Source organism: Hanstruepera neustonica (assembly GCF_002895005.1).
Lineage (GTDB): Bacteria > Bacteroidota > Bacteroidia > Flavobacteriales > Flavobacteriaceae > Hanstruepera > Hanstruepera neustonica.
In genome coordinates this window covers 180,915-197,493 of record NZ_POWF01000004.1, presented here as the reverse complement: position 1 = coordinate 197,493, position 16,579 = coordinate 180,915, and the positions used below count along the sequence as shown (strand labels likewise).

General features: G+C 35.1%; 16 protein-coding genes. 15 read left to right on the top strand and 1 reads right to left on the bottom strand.

The genetic code is table 11. The annotated features are described in order from the left end of the window. The first annotated feature begins 100 nt into the window (after window positions 1–100). The 11 genes from C1T31_RS09050 (at window position 101) to C1T31_RS09000 (ending at window position 8,983) form a co-directional block, all read left to right on the top strand. Complete coding sequence (locus tag C1T31_RS09050) at window positions 101–865, top strand: DUF6090 family protein (RefSeq protein ID WP_103052165.1); 765 nt, start codon at window positions 101–103, stop codon at window positions 863–865. 20 nt (window positions 866–885) lie between these two features. Further along, a complete protein-coding gene (locus C1T31_RS14145; protein WP_207764273.1) occupies window positions 886–1,629 on the top strand; it encodes a DUF6090 family protein in 744 nt (247 codons plus the stop codon). Window positions 1,630–1,702: 73 nt separating this feature from the next. Beyond that, window positions 1,703–2,416, top strand: coding sequence for a DUF6090 family protein (locus C1T31_RS09040; RefSeq protein ID WP_207764274.1), 714 nt, complete (start codon window positions 1,703–1,705; stop codon window positions 2,414–2,416). A 198-nt stretch (window positions 2,417–2,614) separates the two neighbouring features. Further along, complete coding sequence (locus C1T31_RS09035; RefSeq protein WP_103052163.1) at window positions 2,615–3,349, top strand: DUF6090 family protein; 735 nt, start codon at window positions 2,615–2,617, stop codon at window positions 3,347–3,349. A 38-nt stretch (window positions 3,350–3,387) separates the two neighbouring features. Continuing rightward, window positions 3,388–4,077 carry a DUF6090 family protein gene (locus tag C1T31_RS09030; protein WP_103052162.1) on the top strand — a complete coding sequence of 230 codons (690 nt, stop codon included), beginning with the start codon at window positions 3,388–3,390 and terminating at the stop codon, window positions 4,075–4,077. Between the two features lie 147 nt (window positions 4,078–4,224). Next, window positions 4,225–4,578 carry a GIY-YIG nuclease family protein gene (locus C1T31_RS09025; protein ID WP_103052161.1) on the top strand — a complete coding sequence of 118 codons (354 nt, stop codon included), beginning with the start codon at window positions 4,225–4,227 and terminating at the stop codon, window positions 4,576–4,578. A gap of 1 nt (window position 4,579) precedes the next feature. Then, window positions 4,580–5,299, top strand: a complete 720-nt coding sequence (locus C1T31_RS14140; RefSeq protein WP_207764272.1) for a DUF6090 family protein — start codon at window positions 4,580–4,582, stop codon at window positions 5,297–5,299. 69 nt (window positions 5,300–5,368) lie between these two features. Further along, window positions 5,369–6,094 (top strand): DUF6090 family protein, encoded by a 726-nt coding sequence (locus C1T31_RS09015; protein WP_165780090.1) that lies wholly within the window; start codon window positions 5,369–5,371, stop codon window positions 6,092–6,094. A gap of 116 nt (window positions 6,095–6,210) precedes the next feature. Beyond that, window positions 6,211–6,936, top strand: coding sequence for a DUF6090 family protein (locus C1T31_RS09010; RefSeq protein WP_103052159.1), 726 nt, complete (start codon window positions 6,211–6,213; stop codon window positions 6,934–6,936). 27 nt (window positions 6,937–6,963) lie between these two features. Beyond that, window positions 6,964–7,740: a DUF6090 family protein gene (locus tag C1T31_RS09005; protein ID WP_103052158.1), complete on the top strand. Its 777-nt coding sequence runs from the start codon at window positions 6,964–6,966 to the stop codon at window positions 7,738–7,740. A 106-nt stretch (window positions 7,741–7,846) separates the two neighbouring features. Continuing rightward, on the top strand, window positions 7,847–8,983 hold the full coding sequence (locus tag C1T31_RS09000) for an alpha/beta hydrolase family protein (RefSeq protein ID WP_103052157.1): 1,137 nt from the start codon (window positions 7,847–7,849) through the stop codon (window positions 8,981–8,983). 186 nt (window positions 8,984–9,169) lie between these two features. Here the strand turns inward: C1T31_RS09000 and C1T31_RS08995 are convergent, their stop codons facing one another. Beyond that, a complete protein-coding gene (locus tag C1T31_RS08995; protein WP_207764271.1) occupies window positions 9,170–10,009 on the bottom strand; it encodes a hypothetical protein in 840 nt (279 codons plus the stop codon). Window positions 10,010–10,333: 324 nt separating this feature from the next. Between C1T31_RS08995 and ychF the strand changes: the two genes are divergently transcribed. The 4 genes from ychF (at window position 10,334) to C1T31_RS08975 (ending at window position 16,578) form a co-directional block, all read left to right on the top strand. Continuing rightward, complete coding sequence (gene ychF, locus C1T31_RS08990; protein ID WP_103052155.1) at window positions 10,334–11,428, top strand: redox-regulated ATPase YchF; 1,095 nt, start codon at window positions 10,334–10,336, stop codon at window positions 11,426–11,428. Window positions 11,429–11,567: 139 nt separating this feature from the next. Next, a complete protein-coding gene (locus C1T31_RS08985) occupies window positions 11,568–13,427 on the top strand; it encodes a DNA topoisomerase IV subunit B (protein WP_103052154.1) in 1,860 nt (619 codons plus the stop codon). Further along, the gene (locus C1T31_RS08980) at window positions 13,424–13,909 is read left to right on the top strand and encodes a hypothetical protein (protein ID WP_103052153.1); all 486 of its coding nucleotides are present in this window, start codon (window positions 13,424–13,426) and stop codon (window positions 13,907–13,909) included. Before C1T31_RS08985 ends, C1T31_RS08980 begins: the two co-directional genes overlap by 4 nt. After that, window positions 13,909–16,578 (top strand): DNA gyrase/topoisomerase IV subunit A, encoded by a 2,670-nt coding sequence (locus C1T31_RS08975; RefSeq protein WP_103052152.1) that lies wholly within the window; start codon window positions 13,909–13,911, stop codon window positions 16,576–16,578. The genes C1T31_RS08980 and C1T31_RS08975 overlap by 1 nt, the downstream gene beginning before the upstream one ends. Window position 16,579: the final 1 nt, after the last annotated feature.

Sequence of the window (16,579 nt, the reverse complement as noted above, 5' to 3'; positions counted from 1 at the left end):
AAGGCTATTCAGTTTCAAACAAATCATATCTCACCTTGACAACAATCTCATTATGAACAAATAAACAAATCCACACCATTAACAGTTAACCAACCAACCTATGATAAAATTCTTTAGAAAGATTAGACAAAATTTACTATCAGAGGGTAAAACAGGCAAGTACCTAAAATACGCTATTGGTGAGATTATTCTGGTGGTTATCGGTATTCTCATTGCCCTTCAGATTAATAATTGGAATGAGACTAGACAAACTAAAAAAGTTGAAAAAGAAATTCTGAATGTATTACTTGAAGATTTAAATTCTGCAAAAGCGTATTCATCTCAATACATTAATAGTGAGCAAAATTATCTTGATGTTATCCAAACGGTATTACATAATGATTCCATAAAAACAATCTTAAATAATAATGGTAGAACGATAGAATATTTTAACAAGGCGTTTTGGGACTTTGAAATAAAAATCCCTGTAATTAATACGTATTCCGATTTAAAAAATGCAGGAAAAATAGCCATTGTTCAAAACGATTCTATTCGAGACCGATTAAGCATTTTAGAGGCTAATATTTATAATTTAGATAAGCTAATACAAGATAGGATGAATGTTCATCAAATCAGGATTGATGAAATATGCGTGGAAAATGTTAATTTCCTTCAACTTTTAAAATTTAAAATGCCTGATTATAATATTTCATTAGGTACCCAAAATGACTATATCCAAATTATGGCACAACCAAAAGTACGTAACTTAATGGGAATTAAAGCTGTTCTGACGAATGAAGCATTAGGGTATAGAAAAAATCTTCACAACGAAATAGTATCTATTATTCAATTGATAAAGACTGAACTAAATGAAAGTCAAAATTAAAAAGCATAACCAACCAACCTATGATAAAATTCTTTAGAAAGATTAGACAAAATTTACTATCAGAAGGCAAAACAGGCAAATATCTAAAGTATGCCATTGGCGAAATTGTGCTTGTTGTTATAGGGATTTTGATTGCTTTACAAATAAATAATTGGAATGAGGGTAGAAAAGCAAATAAAAAAGAGCAATTGATTTTAAAAGAGCTTCGTAATTCAATTAATAGTGATCTTAAGGCATATGAAGATTTTCTAATTCCAAGACTTGAAAGAAAAAAAAGTGGATTAGATAGCTTACAGAATTATATTTTTGATAAAGGAATAATTCCAGATTCTCTTTTTCTAGATTTTTATACAAAATTAGGACAAGACGTTTTTATGAGATTTGATAGCGGACCCTTTGAAGCTCTAAAATCAAATGGTTTAGATATAATTAGTAACGATTCTTTACGAACAGCAATTAATAACGCTTACACTGCTGAATTACCAATCTACACGTTTTTTTCAAATGATTTTTACAATCAAAACAAATCTGAAATTTCTGAATTGCAACATAAATTTTTGAAATTAAAACGAGTGGTCCATGAAGATGGAAGAAAACATATACATTTTGATTTAAAAGTCGACGATATCCTGAATAATCAAGATTTTCTATGGGTTTTTGATTTAGAACGTCAAAAGTATCAGGAGTTTAATTCCCGATTAAAACAAATCAAAACTACTTTGTCAGAATTAAAAATAATGATAGAAGGCCAATTAGAAGAATAACCAAAACATAAACAACCATCCCATGATAAAATTCTTCCGTCATATACGTCGATCACTAATTAACCAAAACCAAATGGGCAAATACTTTAAATACGCTATAGGCGAGATTCTATTAGTCGTTATAGGAATTCTAATTGCATTACAAATAAACAACTGGAACGAAAACCGAAAAAATAGGATTACAGAAGCAGACTATTACTGTAGAATTTTAGACGATTTTGAACTCAATGAAAAATTAATTGATGAAACCACGGAGCTCACAACTCATAAAATAAAGCTATGTAAAGAGCTGCTATTAGATTTAAACACCATACCAAACAAGAGGAGTGACATACTCAATAAATTTGTTTTGGCCTTAAGACAAGACGTTTTTGTACCCAGCAATATTGCTTTTGAAGAGATTACATCCTCTGGCCAATTAAAGCTGTTAACAGATTTAGAACTAAAAAACAGACTGATTCGGCATAGTACCTTTTTGAATAATATTTTAAATCTACTGCAAGAGAACAGGAATGAAATTATTAGCAGAATGAGTGAGTTTGATTCAGCAACAAATTTTGGCTTTCAAGATATAGATTATCTCAATAAAACTCTTGACAAAGAACATTTAGACCTATTGCCAAAAAACAACTGGAACAATGAGCCTGATAACCCATTATTTTTAAAGTTTCAAGACAATCTGGTTTTTTTTGTAGCCATGCTTGTTAGGCAAAAACAACATTTAGCAAATTTAAAAACTGAAATGCAAGAACCTCTAAAATTGTTACAAGCCAAAAATTGTCAATAACGTAAGACCAACCAACCCATGATATTGCCGCAATGTAGTTTTGCCATGCAAAACCGAGCGTCTAGTAGACGTTCGATGGAGGCACCCGCGTTAGCGGATAACTTATACTTATTTAAAGATAGCCACTTGCGGAAAGCTCAAAATTAAAATGCGTGAAATATGATTAAATTCTTTAGAAACATCCGTAAATCACTCCTCATGGAGAATAAAACCAGCAAATACCTAAAATATGCCGTCGGAGAAATTATTCTTGTCGTAATTGGAATTTTAATAGCATTACAGATTAATAATTGGAATAAGGCACATCAGCTAAAAAATGACAATCAAGTTTATCTAAAAAAACTAATGATTGAGTTAGACCAAAACACCAAGCGGTTAAATTTATTAATTAATAATGGCTCAAATGGTTGGGTAAGTCTTGAAACCGCTGTTACCAATTGTGACTCCCTTTTAAAATTAACATACAAAGGTTTGAAAGAAGATCATTTGGCTTATATTTTATCTGCCAATCTTGATGCAGGCGGGTCAAAATTATCTTTAAACAATAGTACCTATGAAGAGCTAATAAATACAGGTAAGTTATATTCTTTAGGTTCAGATAGTTTAATAACCGCCATCATAGACTATTATAAACTATGTGAAAGAGAAGATAATTATAATTCTGGTAATGCAGCTGTTTCAGAAGCAGCCTCATACAGGATGGAAAAAGGGTTTTTAAAATTACGCCTAGATTATAAAATGGACTCAATAAATTTTAATATCAACAATTATCCTTGGTATTTTGATAACACTTCGGAAAAATATCAAGACTTTCAAGTTGGCCTTAATGAAATGAAAACCACTCAAGAAATCAATTTACTTAAATGTAAGATGTTAATTGAAGCTACTCAAATATTGAAAGAGAAAATATCTAATATGCATCCAGTTGAATAATGATTAAGTTTTTCAGACACATACGTAAATCACTCCTCATGGAAAATAAAACCAGCAAATATTTTAAATACGCCATTGGAGAAATCATTCTGGTGGTTATTGGTATTCTAATTGCGCTCCAGATTAACAACTGGAATAACCAAAGAATAGAGAGCAAGCTAGAAACAAGTATTCTTAAAGAAATTTTAGTAAATCTTAAAAAGGATGTCGTAAACCTAAATTCAAAAATTAGTTTTAACCTAAATAAGGAAAAAGCAAATAAAGAAGTTATAGATCATTTAATGCAGAAAACATCAATAACAGATTCATTAAAATTATTTTACGGAACATTAAACGGTAGAGGAAATTTTGAACCCATAACTGTTGCTTATGAAAACCTAAAAACAAGAGGTGTTGATATCATAAAAAACGACTCGCTTAGGATTGCTATTTCAGAATTGTATGATTTTAAATATTACTATGTTACTGAAGATTTGAGAACAGATTATGAAATAATTAGAGAATTACATGAAAGTCAAGTTTATTTGAATATTAAAACAACTTATAAAGATGGCCAACTTTTTGGAGAGCCTCATAACATACAGGATTTACAGAATAATGTTTATTTTCATGAAGCGCTTACTCAAGCAATATTATTTTATAAATACATGAATAGGATGTACCAGATAGGGATAAATGAAAATATGGAATTACAACAACAAATAAAGAAGGAATTAAATCTAAAATAAATAATAACCAAAGCACTACATCCTGTGTCTTATTATAACCAACCAACCCATGATAAAATTCTCTAGAAATACAAAAACTGTCAGGTCGATCGGAGTCGGGGAATGTCAGGTCGAGCGGAGTCGAGACCTCAATAAAAAAACTATACAATGAAATTATACTATGTTTATATACTGCTTTGTTCTGATGGGTTAACATACACAGGAGTCACCAATAATTTATCAAGACGAATGGAAGAACACAACAAGGGCTTAAACAAAACATGCTTTACATATAAAAGGAGGCCTTTAAAGCTCATTTTTAATCAAGAGTTCAATGATGCTGAGCAGGCTATCTTTTTTGAAAAGAAAATTAAAAAATGGAGCGCAAAAAAGAAATTGGCTTTAGCAAATAAAGAGTACGATTTATTACAATTATTAGCACAATGCCGAAATGAAACACATTCTAAAAATTTAAATAGCAAAATAGGTCTCGACTCCGCTCGACCTGACAAACACTGTTAATATGATTAAGTTTTTCAGACACATACGCTACAACCTTATGAGTGAAAACAAAACAGGAAAATACCTAAAATATGCCATTGGAGAAATCATTTTGGTGGTTATTGGTATTTTGATTGCGCTCCAGATTAATAACTGGAATGAAGAAAGGAAAGTTGACTTTGAAGTAGTGAAAACACTCGCAGAGATACGTAGTAATCTAATTAGCGATAGTTTAAGCATTCGTGAAACCCGTATTAAAAAGGTGGAGGATATCAATATCCAATATAGAGTTATCCATGAACTAGAAAATAATAATATTCCATATGACTCCATTAACTATCACCTTGGAAGAGTCATGCTAGCCAGACGCATAGTACTTGTTGACAATGGTTATCAATTGATGAAAAAATTCGGATTAGAGCGGTTAAAAAATCAAAAACTACGAAATGCATTAATAAGCTACTATACCAATTCTATAAAAAAGATACTTGATGATACCGCAGACGACGACTTTGAATTCATTAAGGTATTCCTCCCCTATGTTCGCAGCTATTTTCGCGACTATAGTTGGAGCAAACAAGGTGTGCCCACAGATTATGAACACCTCAAGTCCGATCAATATTTTCTTACTATGCTCAAAGTAAATATCAAAAACGAAGAAAGCACATTAGAACAATTACAGTATGCTGCAAAACAGATTCAGCATATTCTTCCAATGCTAGACGAAAGAATTAAGAAATAACGAAAGCACATCCAACCCATGATAAAATTCTTCCGTCATATACGTCGCTCACTAATAAACCAAAATCAAATGGGTAAATACCTAAAATATGCCATTGGCGAAATTGTACTTGTTGTTATAGGGATTTTAATTGCACTACAAATCAACAACTGGAACGAAAACCGAAAAGTAAAAGTCAGAGAAGCACAAATTTACAACGAGCTTAAAAACGACTTACTACAAACCAAAAGTGATATTGAAGAAACCATTGCAAAGCATAAAAAAGTAATAAAAGTCAATCAAGAATTGATATTTGCTATTCACGACAAAAAACCATATTCTCAAACTATATATAATCTATTTACAGAATCCAGTGACGACTTTCAAATCATCCCCAAAACAAGTGCTTTTGAAAACCTTAAAAACATGGGGTTAAACACTTTGTCAAATGATAGTCTGCGCATTGCCATCACCAATCTATTTCAACTGGATCTCAAACGCTTGGAAAATGAACTAGAAATGAAAGATACCAATTTCGATTTTAGAAAGAGCCTATATCCATTTCAGGACAAATATCTATTTGCCGATACTACCGACACCATGCACTTGGGCTTTAAGCATACAGACACCATCATGGTCTACAAATTAAAAGTAAAAAACTATGAGCAGTTTTTAAATGACAACGACCTCCTGAAAACCCTACAAGTCATACTATTCACCAGAAGCTTAAAAGTGAATGAAGAGGTAAAAACCATTGAAAAAATAGACGCAGTCATTAAAAGAATTAACGATGAACTGAAAGTTAACCATAATTAACACATGATAAAACTCTTTAAAAATACAAAAACTGTCATGTCGAGCGGAGTCGAGACATCTCATTATGAGATTTCTCAATCGTCACTTCGTTTCCTCATGTCGAAATGACAAACAAAATGATAAAATTCTTTAGAAAGATTAGACAAAATTTACTTTCAGAAAACAAAACAGGCAAATACCTAAAATATGCCATTGGAGAAATCATTCTGGTCGTTATTGGTATTCTAATTGCGCTACAGATTAATAACTGGAATAATGATAGAAATGACAGAAAGTTAGAAAAACACTATTTGGCAGGACTTATAAATGATCTTAAATCAGACTCTATCGCTGTGAGTGATCTCAAAACAATGTCAAATGAGCAAGTTCGAAGAAAAGAAAAATTGTACGAGTATTTTGATGGATATCAGTTTTCCAAAGATTCTATTGCTTACTTCTTTGCAATCCAATGGGGAATGCCTGTTGGATTCGTGCCAAATACTGCCACAATTGACGAAATGAGGAGTGCTGGTGGAGTTAGTTTGATTGAAAAACAAGATATTAGAAAGAAAATTATTGAACTGTATAATACTTACCAAGAGTTTATAAATGGTGACCAAGCATACTATGAACGTAACAGGTTCGAGTTGAGAAAATTGGCATTCAAAATTCCCAATGTATTTGATAAAGAGTCATTAAAAAATGCAATTGAACCAGACATAGTAAATGCTTTAAAAAATGATGAGTTAAGGAATAGCGTTATGGCTAATTACGCCTTTGGTGTAAATAATGAACTAAAAGTTTTACAAGAAAAAAATGCGGAATTACTAAAACTATTGACTATGTATCTGTCTGACCTCTAAAAAATAACGAAAGCACAACCACTAACCATGATAAAATTCTTTAGACATATTAGACAAAACTTACTTTCAGAAAACAAAACAGGCAAGTACCTAAAATATGCCATTGGCGAAATCATTTTAGTGGTTATAGGGATTTTAATTGCACTTCAGATTAATAATTGGAATGAAAAGGAAAAACTAAAAGTAGAAGAAGTCAAGTTTCTAAAAAACTTCAAGCAGAGCCTAATGGCAGATATGGATTTTAATAATTTTAGGTTTGATAAATACGCGCTTACTAAAGAATCCATTTCTTTTTTGATAAATCATATTGAACAAGATTTACCCTATCAAGATTCCTTGAAATACCATTTTGGAAGAATTACACAAACCTGGACGCCTAAAATAAATACAGAAGTATTTGAAGCCTTAAAATCAAACGACTTAAACCTCATTTCCAATGATGAATTGAGAGATAAACTAATCAGCTATTATTCTTGGTCCAGCAATGTATTGGACGAGTCAACCAGAATCTACGTTAAAAGAATTGAAGATGCGAACTCAACCATCTTTAATACACGATTCAATGCATTGTGGAATGGAAACTATGAAAAATATCGAACTACCAAAAATTTTGACGATTTAAAGCTAGAAATGATCCCTAATAACTATGATGAACTTAAAACCGATAAAGAGTTTATGTATTTTCTGCGTAGTCTTAAAAACCAATTTTATTGGGATGTAGAAGCACGCCAGAATGACATTAGAGAAAAGATTAATGATTTAATAAAGTCAATCGACAAAGAACTGAATGTTAACCAAAATTAACTAACACTTGCCTTAATCACTAAATCAGACTGGGTTCCAATATTTTAACTAACTTTAGAGGTATAAACAATATGGTGTGTATGCAATACATCTAAAACAATACTCTATGAAAAATATACTATTTCTAATGGCTTTAATGCTATTAGGAAGTTGTATCGATAAATCAAAAAAAGATATACCTGATACAGCCACCTATTATCGAAATACACCGCTAAAGTCACCAATTCCCTATAAAAGTGAAGACATTGAATTTAAAAATGTTGAAGATAGTATCATACTAAAAGGCACACTAACATATCCAGACACCAAATCCAAATCTTATCCAGCTGTTGTGCTCATTCATGGATATGGAAGGCATGATCGTGATAATACTACCTACGGACATAAATCATTTCTGGCCATGGCCGATTATTTTGGTAGACATGGCATTGCTGTATTGCGCTATGATAAACGTGGTTCCGCAGAGTCTGGAGGCAATTTTGATGAAGCTACTTATGATGATTTTGCTTCGGACGGATGGAGTGCAATCCAGTACCTAAAAAATAGGAAGGACATTGATTTTAATATTATTGGACCTGCAGGACATAGTGAGGGAGGGTCCGTAGTACCAATCATGGCTTCTAAATACAAGTTGGATTATCTAATTCTTCTTGCAGCAGTAGGATTACCCTATCCAGTTGCTGATAGCTTGTATTCTAGCAGTATAGCAAAGGCAAGAGGATATTCCGAAAAGCAAATAATTCGGGAAGCTAAAGTAAATGATACGTTAATTTCTTTGGCCTTGAATATGGAATTAGGACAAGCCCTAGATGATTCCATTTATAATGTGGCCTACCGAAACCGTAAGGATCTCTCGTGGTTAAACGGACTGGAAGGGGAGAACCTAGACGAAGAAATAATGATTGAATACATTGAATATTACGGCAGGCCATCATTTAAAAAGTTTTGGGAAGGACCAACGCCAGAAGATTACCTAAAGCAAGTTACATGCCCAGTACTATCAATTGGCGGTAGCCTAGACCTAAATGTTCCTGGCGCTCCTAATGTGGCTGCCATAGACCAAATTCTAAAAGATGCCGGAAATACCCAGGTTACCTCTAAACTCATTCCCAATATCAACCACAATCTACAACCAGCAAAAACAGGATTACCCGAGGAATCGGAACATATAGAAGTAACCATTGCACCAGAAGTCTTGATACTGATGAAAGATTTTATTCTAAAACAGGCAAACAAAAATTAATTCAATTTCAGCATCTGCTCTAAAACGTCATTGCGAATGTAATGAAGCAATCTCTAACTCGATAAGTAAACAAACTGTCTCCCGTCTTCAACAAATAAACAAATCAATAAATCACCCGTCATCTGTCTGATATCTGAAGCGCCACATTGACGCACCCAAAATGCTTTACGTGATTAAATGATTCAGTTAATGCTTTGTTCCAAACGGACTGCGCTTCAATAAATATTTCACTCCTACAGAGTAAGCATCAGTGCCACTTCCAAAAGGGTTTCTTTTTTCTGAATACACGTTACTACCTTGGTCATTAAAGACACTTAAGGTAATATGTGTATCATATTCTATAGTAGTGGTGGAACTGGTTGAAGTCACCTCGGTCCCTTTTGTTTTTTTATCTCTATTATCACGTTTTTGCTTTTCATTGTAAGAGTTAACACTACTTCCATAAGAATGTGCGCCTTTATTTTGTAAATCACAAGTGCCATAAAGCACATATTCCACACCAAGCATGTTTGCCATATCAGCAGGAGGAATAGTTCTTACTTGATCTAGTGAAATGCCATGCTGACTTAATAACGCATCTGTAGTCATTGGGTCTTGAATGGTATACATTCCAGCCTTTACATCTCTTAAAATAAATACACAATCATTTTGCATTTGTTTACCCATACTGGTTGGATCCACGTCAGCATCATTGGTGTTTACAGTAAATGGCATCACGGCAATTTTGTTACGTTTATCTGCCGCTGTCTTTAAAGGGTCTACTGGTGCTACCTTTTGATTAACAACCTCTGTTCTGCCGCTAGAAAAGATTATTTTTTCAATCTCTGATTTCTTTAATGTATATTCTAAATCTTCTCCACTATGAACAAATTTTATGGTGCTATCGTCTAGACCTAAAATTTTACCAATTTTTTCTTCGCCGTTTAGCATGATTACCTTGTCTTGGGCATTTACTTCAATCATAAATCCAAATGATAAAAATAAAACTAGGGTCAGCAGTAAAGGTTTCGTTTGTAATGTTTTCAAGTAGCTCATGTTTTTAATATTAATGGTGGTTAGATAATTAACATTAAATATAATTAAAAAAAAATCAAGTAATAATTTACACATTTCAAAATAACCAAATCAACAGTTTCCCGTCATCCGTCATCATTCTTCGGTCTTCACTTAAAAACTAAACTTTTTGTTTCCACTAACGGTAACTATAATTATATTTGCACCCTGTTAAACGCATGATATAGTCGTTTACTTGTCACCTTGAGCGGTAGTCGAAAGGTCTCTAAAAATTCCCGTTATTTATCGGGAAATGATGTTTAATTAAAAAGATTCCCGTTTTCACGGGAAATAGATATGAAAGCAGGTATTGTCGGGTTACCAAACGTGGGAAAGTCCACATTGTTCAATTGTTTAAGCAATGCTAAAGCGCAAAGTGCCAACTTTCCGTTTTGTACCATTGAGCCCAATATTGGGGTGGTAAACGTGCCAGACCCCAGACTTCAAAAACTGGAAGAACTGGTCAAACCAGAGCGTGTAATCCCTGCAACCGTAGAGATTGTTGATATTGCCGGTTTGGTAAAAGGTGCCAGTAAAGGCGAGGGGCTAGGCAATCAGTTCTTGGCAAACATCCGCGAAACCGATGCCATTCTACATGTGTTGCGTTGCTTTGATAACGACAATATTGTGCATGTAGATGGTAGCGTAAACCCCATACGCGACAAGGAAACCATTGACATGGAACTCCAGTTAAAGGATTTGGAAACCGTAGACAAGAAATTAGACAAGGTAAAACGCGCTGCCAAAACAGGTAATAAAGATGCCCAGAAGGAAGAAGCGTTGTTGTTACAAATAAAAGCCGGTTTAGAAGCTGGGAAATCGGTTCGTTCGTTGGAGTTTTCAGAAGATGATGATAGAGACTTTGTAAAACCAGCACAGTTCATTACCGATAAGCCCGTTATGTATGTGTGTAATGTAGATGAAGGTTCGGCAGTGTCTGGCAACAGCTATGTAGAAACCGTTCGCGAAGCCGTTAAGGACGAACAAGCCGAAGTATTGGTGTTGGCCGTTGGTACCGAAGCCGATATTAATGAATTGGACGACTACGAAGAGCGCCAGATGTTTTTGGCGGATATTGGATTAGATGAACCAGGTTCAGCCAAACTGATTCGTGGTGCCTATAAACTATTGAATCAGCAAACCTATTTTACGGCAGGTGTGAAGGAAGTTCGTGCTTGGACGGTTGATGTGGGAGCCACGGCACCACAAGCTGCAGGTGTTATCCACTCCGATTTTGAAAAAGGCTTTATCCGTGCCGAAGTTATTGCCTATAATGATTACGTGCAATACGGTAGCGAAAGCAAAGTAAAAGAAGCTGGTAAAATGCGTGTAGAAGGAAAAAATTACATCGTAAAAGATGGCGATGTCATGCATTTTCTGTTTAACGTGTAACAATCAAAAAAATACGACTCAAAAAGCCAATGTTCTCAACAATATTGGCTTTTTTTTGTTAATTACTTTACGGTATTGCGGTTTCATTTTTTAATGTGAAAATGTATATTAGCAACGTCTCAAAAAAATCCGCATCACAATGGCCCAAGAAACCAAATATACTGAAGAAAATATACGCTCACTCGACTGGAAGGAACACATCCGCATGCGTCCCGGTATGTACATCGGGAAACTGGGTGATGGTTCTTCGGCCGATGATGGTATTTACATACTTCTAAAAGAGGTTCTGGATAACTCCATTGACGAATACGTGATGGGAGCAGGGAAGACCATTGAGATTTCGGTACATGGCAACAAAGTCACCGTTCGCGATTATGGTCGTGGTATTCCTTTGGGAAAAGTGGTAGATGTGGTGTCTAAAATGAACACCGGTGGTAAGTACGACAGTAAGGCTTTTAAAAAGTCGGTTGGACTTAATGGTGTTGGTACCAAAGCGGTGAATGCCTTATCTAGTTATTTCCGAGTAGAATCGACAAGAGACAACAAATCAGCTTCAGCCGAATTTGAACAAGGAAACCTCACCAATGAAGAGTTGTTGGATGATACCTCACGTAGAAAGGGAACCAAGGTGTCTTTCGTACCAGACGATACCATCTTTAAAAATTACAAATACCGTAATGAGTATGTCGTTAAAATGCTCAAGAACTATGTGTATTTGAATCCGGGTTTGACCATCGTGTTCAATGGTGAAAAGTATTACAGTGAAAACGGCCTAAAAGATTTATTGAGTGAAAACATCAAGGATTCTGATTTGCTGTATCCGATTATTCACTTAAAAGGAGATGATATTGAAGTGGCCATTACGCATAGTAAAACACAGTATTCTGAAGAGTATCATTCCTTTGTAAACGGTCAGAATACCACACAAGGCGGTACGCATTTAGCTGCTTTTCGTGAAGCTTTAGTAAAAACCATACGAGAATTCTACGGAAAGAATTACGATGCATCTGATGTTCGTAAATCTGTGGTTGCAGCCGTTTCCATTAAAGTCATGGAACCCGTTTTTGAAAGTCAGACTAAAACCAAGTTAGGCTCCACCGACATGGGTGGCGATTTGCCAACCGTACGGACTTATGTGAATGATTTTTTAAAAACACACCTCGATAACTATCTACACAAAAACCCAGATGCTGCTGAAAAGATTCAGCGAAAAATATTACAGGCAGAACGGGAGCGTAAAGAGTTATCAGGTATTAGAAAGCTAGCAAAAGACAGGGCCAAGAAGGCAAGTCTTCACAATAAAAAATTACGTGATTGTCGGGTACATTTTGGTGATACCAAAAACGAGCGCAATCTGGAAACGACCTTGTTCATCACCGAGGGTGATTCGGCTTCTGGTAGTATCACCAAGTCTCGTGATGTGAACACACAAGCGGTATTTAGTTTAAAAGGAAAGCCTTTAAACTGTTACGGGTTGAGCAAGAAAATTGTGTATGAAAATGAAGAGTTCAATTTATTGCAGGCCGCATTAAACATTGAGGAATCGTTAGAAGATTTACGCTACAACAATGTGGTAATCGCCACAGATGCTGATGTAGATGGTATGCACATTCGTTTGCTTTTGATTACCTTCTTCTTGCAATTTTTCCCAGAACTCATAAAAGAAGGCCATTTGTATATTTTGCAAACGCCTTTATTCAGGGTTCGAAACAAAAAGAAAACCATTTACTGCTATTCGGATGAAGAGCGTATCAATGCCATAGAAGAGTTAAAACCCAAACCAGAAATCACCCGATTTAAAGGATTGGGTGAAATATCACCCGATGAGTTTAAGCATTTTATAGGCGAGGATATTCGCTTGGATCCTGTGATGTTGGATGATGATATGTCTATTGAAGAGCTTTTGGAATTCTACATGGGTAAGAATACGCCTGACAGGCAAGAGTTTATTATCAATAACCTCAAAGTTGAACTGGATTTAGTAGACGAAGCTTCATGAGAACCAATAACGAAAAAGTAAAAGGCGTTATTATTGGCGTATATTTTATTATGATAGTCTTGGCTATCACATCCATATTTGTATTCAATGCCATCACGGGAATGGAGGTTAATCCACTAATTCTCTTCTTGGTAGTTGTTGGTATTTTTGGCGTGTTATTTTTTATAGTACATCGGGTTGCCAAATATTTTGAGTATGATAGTGATGGTGCCAAATTGATTGTCATCAACAAAGGCTTATTGTTATCAGAACGATTCAACTATCGTGAGCATAAGTTGGAATGTGATAAAACAGAGTTAGTTGGCTTTAAGATGTACAACTTTTTCATCTATAAGGAGTTGGTACTATTGATTAAATGGGAAGGTCATGAAACTATAAAGAGATACCGCTTTAACATCACTTTGGTGGCAAAGAAAAAGCGTAAATACATGAAGCAGTCATTGAGCAAAATGGTTAAATTAAATAAAAGAGCAAATAGTTAATGAGCGAAGAGAACGACGATTTGTTAAATGAACAGGAAGACAATAACGAAACCATTACCAGAGTTACTGGTATGTACAAAGATTGGTTTCTAGATTATGCATCATATGTTATTTTAGAACGTGCAGTACCTGCCATTGAAGACGGATTTAAACCCGTCCAACGCCGGATTATGCATTCTATGAAAGACTTGGATGATGGTCGTTACAACAAGGTGGCAAACATTGTGGGTCATACCATGCAATACCATCCACATGGTGATGCCAGTATTGCCGATGCCATGGTTCAGATTGGCCAAAAAGATTTACTGATTGATACCCAAGGTAACTGGGGAAATATATTGACAGGTGATAGTGCTGCTGCTTCGCGTTATATTGAAGCCAGACTATCCAAGTTTGCTTTAGACGTTGTTTACAATCCGAAAATAACCGAATGGCAAGCATCTTATGACGGCAGACGCAAAGAACCCGTAAATTTACCTGTCATGTTTCCATTGCTCCTTGCACAAGGAGGTGAGGGTATTGCAGTAGGTTTATCAACTAAAATATTACCACACAACTTCATTGAACTAATTGACGCTTCAGTTAAGCATTTACAAGGCAAGCGATTTAAACTGGTTCCCGATTTTCCAACTGCGGGTATTGCTGATTTTACAGATTATAAAGATGGTATGCGTGGTGGTCGTGTTCGCATTCGCGCCAAGATTTCACAGCTCGATAAGAATACATTAGTCATTACCGAAATTCCGTTTGCTACCAATACGTCGTCTTTAATTGATTCGATTCTAAAAGCAAATGATAAGGGCAAAATAAAAATCAAGAAAATTGAAGACAACACGGCTGCCGATGTAGAGATTTTGGTGCATTTACCGTCTGGTATTTCTCCTGATAAGACTATTGATGCTTTGTATGCATTTACCAATTGTGAAACATCCATTTCACCATTGGGCTGTGTGATTGAAGACAACAAACCATTATTTATTGGTGTTTCCGAAATGCTGCGTCGCTCCACTGATAATACCGTTCAGCTTTTAAAGAGTGAGCTGGAGATTAAATTAGGTGAGTTTGAAGAACAATGGCATTTTGCATCTTTAGAGCGCATTTTCATTGAAAATAGAATTTACCGAGATATTGAAGAAGAAGAAACTTGGGAAGGTGTTATCCAAGCTATCGATAAAGGATTGCAGCCACATATCAAACATTTAAAACGTGCCATAACCGAAGAGGATATTGTGCGTTTAACAGAAATCCGAATCAAGCGTATTTCAAAGTTTGATATAGATAAAGCCCAGCAAAAGATTGATGCTCTAGAAGATCAAATAGCGGAAGTGAAACATCATTTAGCCAATTTGATTGATTATGCTATTGCTTATTTTGAGCGTCTTAAAAAAGAATATGGTGCCGGCAAAGAACGTAAGACCGAAATCCGCACTTTTGACGATGTAGATGCTACCAAAGTGGTTATTAGAAACACCAAGCTCTATGTCAATAGGGAAGAGGGCTTTGTGGGTACTTCGCTTCGTAAGGATGAATACGTCTGTGATTGTAGTGATATTGATGATATCATTGTATTTACGAGAGAAGGTATCATGATGGTAACCAAAGTAGATAGTAAAACCTTCATTGGTAAGGATATTATTCATGTAGCCGTTTTCAAGAAAAAAGACAAACGTACCATTTACAATATGATGTATCGTGACGGTAAAGGTGGTCCAACCTATGTGAAACGTTTTGCTGTGACTTCCATTACACGAGACCGTGAGTACGACTTGACCAATGGCAATAAGAATTCAGTGGTATGGTATTTTTCTGCCAATCCAAATGGAGAAGCCGAAGTGGTGACTATTTTCTTAAGACAGGTTGGTAGTATTAAAAAATTGAAATGGGATATTGACTTTGCTGAAATCTTAATAAAAGGGCGAGCATCCAAAGGTAATTTGGTCACTAAATATGCCGTTAAGAAAATTGAATTAAAGGAAAAAGGCGTTTCTACCTTAAAACCTAGAAAGATTTGGTTTGATGATACCGTTCAACGCTTGAATGTAGATGGTAGAGGGGAACTGGTTGGTGAATTTAGAGGTGAGGACCGCATTTTAATTATCAGACAGTCTGGTTTAGTTAAAACCATTATTCCAGAAGTGACAACCCATTTTGATGAAGATATGATAGTCATGGAAAAATGGATTCCTAAAAAGCCTATTTCTGCCATTTACTATGATGGCGAAAAGGAACGTTATTTTGTAAAACGTTTCTTGGTAGAAAACGAAAGTAAGGAAGAAAGCTTTATTTCAGATCATCCCAATTCGCAACTCGAGATTGTTTCAACCGATTGGCGACCTATGGCAGAAGTTGAGTTCACTAAAGAGCGTGGCAAGGACCGCAAGGACAATATGGAGGTGAATTTAGAAGAGTTTATAGCTATAAAAGGTATTGGCGCATTAGGTAATCAATTGACAAAAGATAAAATCAATCAAGTCAGTTTATTGGATCCATTACCTTATGAGGCTCCAGAAGAAGTGCCAGCGGAAGAGATTGAAGTGGTTGATGAAACAGATGTTTCAGATGAAACTACAGAGGAATCCAAACCAGAAACATCAACTAAATCTGAATCAAATGACAGCGAAGAGCCACCTGCCGGATTGGATGACAAAGGACAAATAACCTTATTTTAAT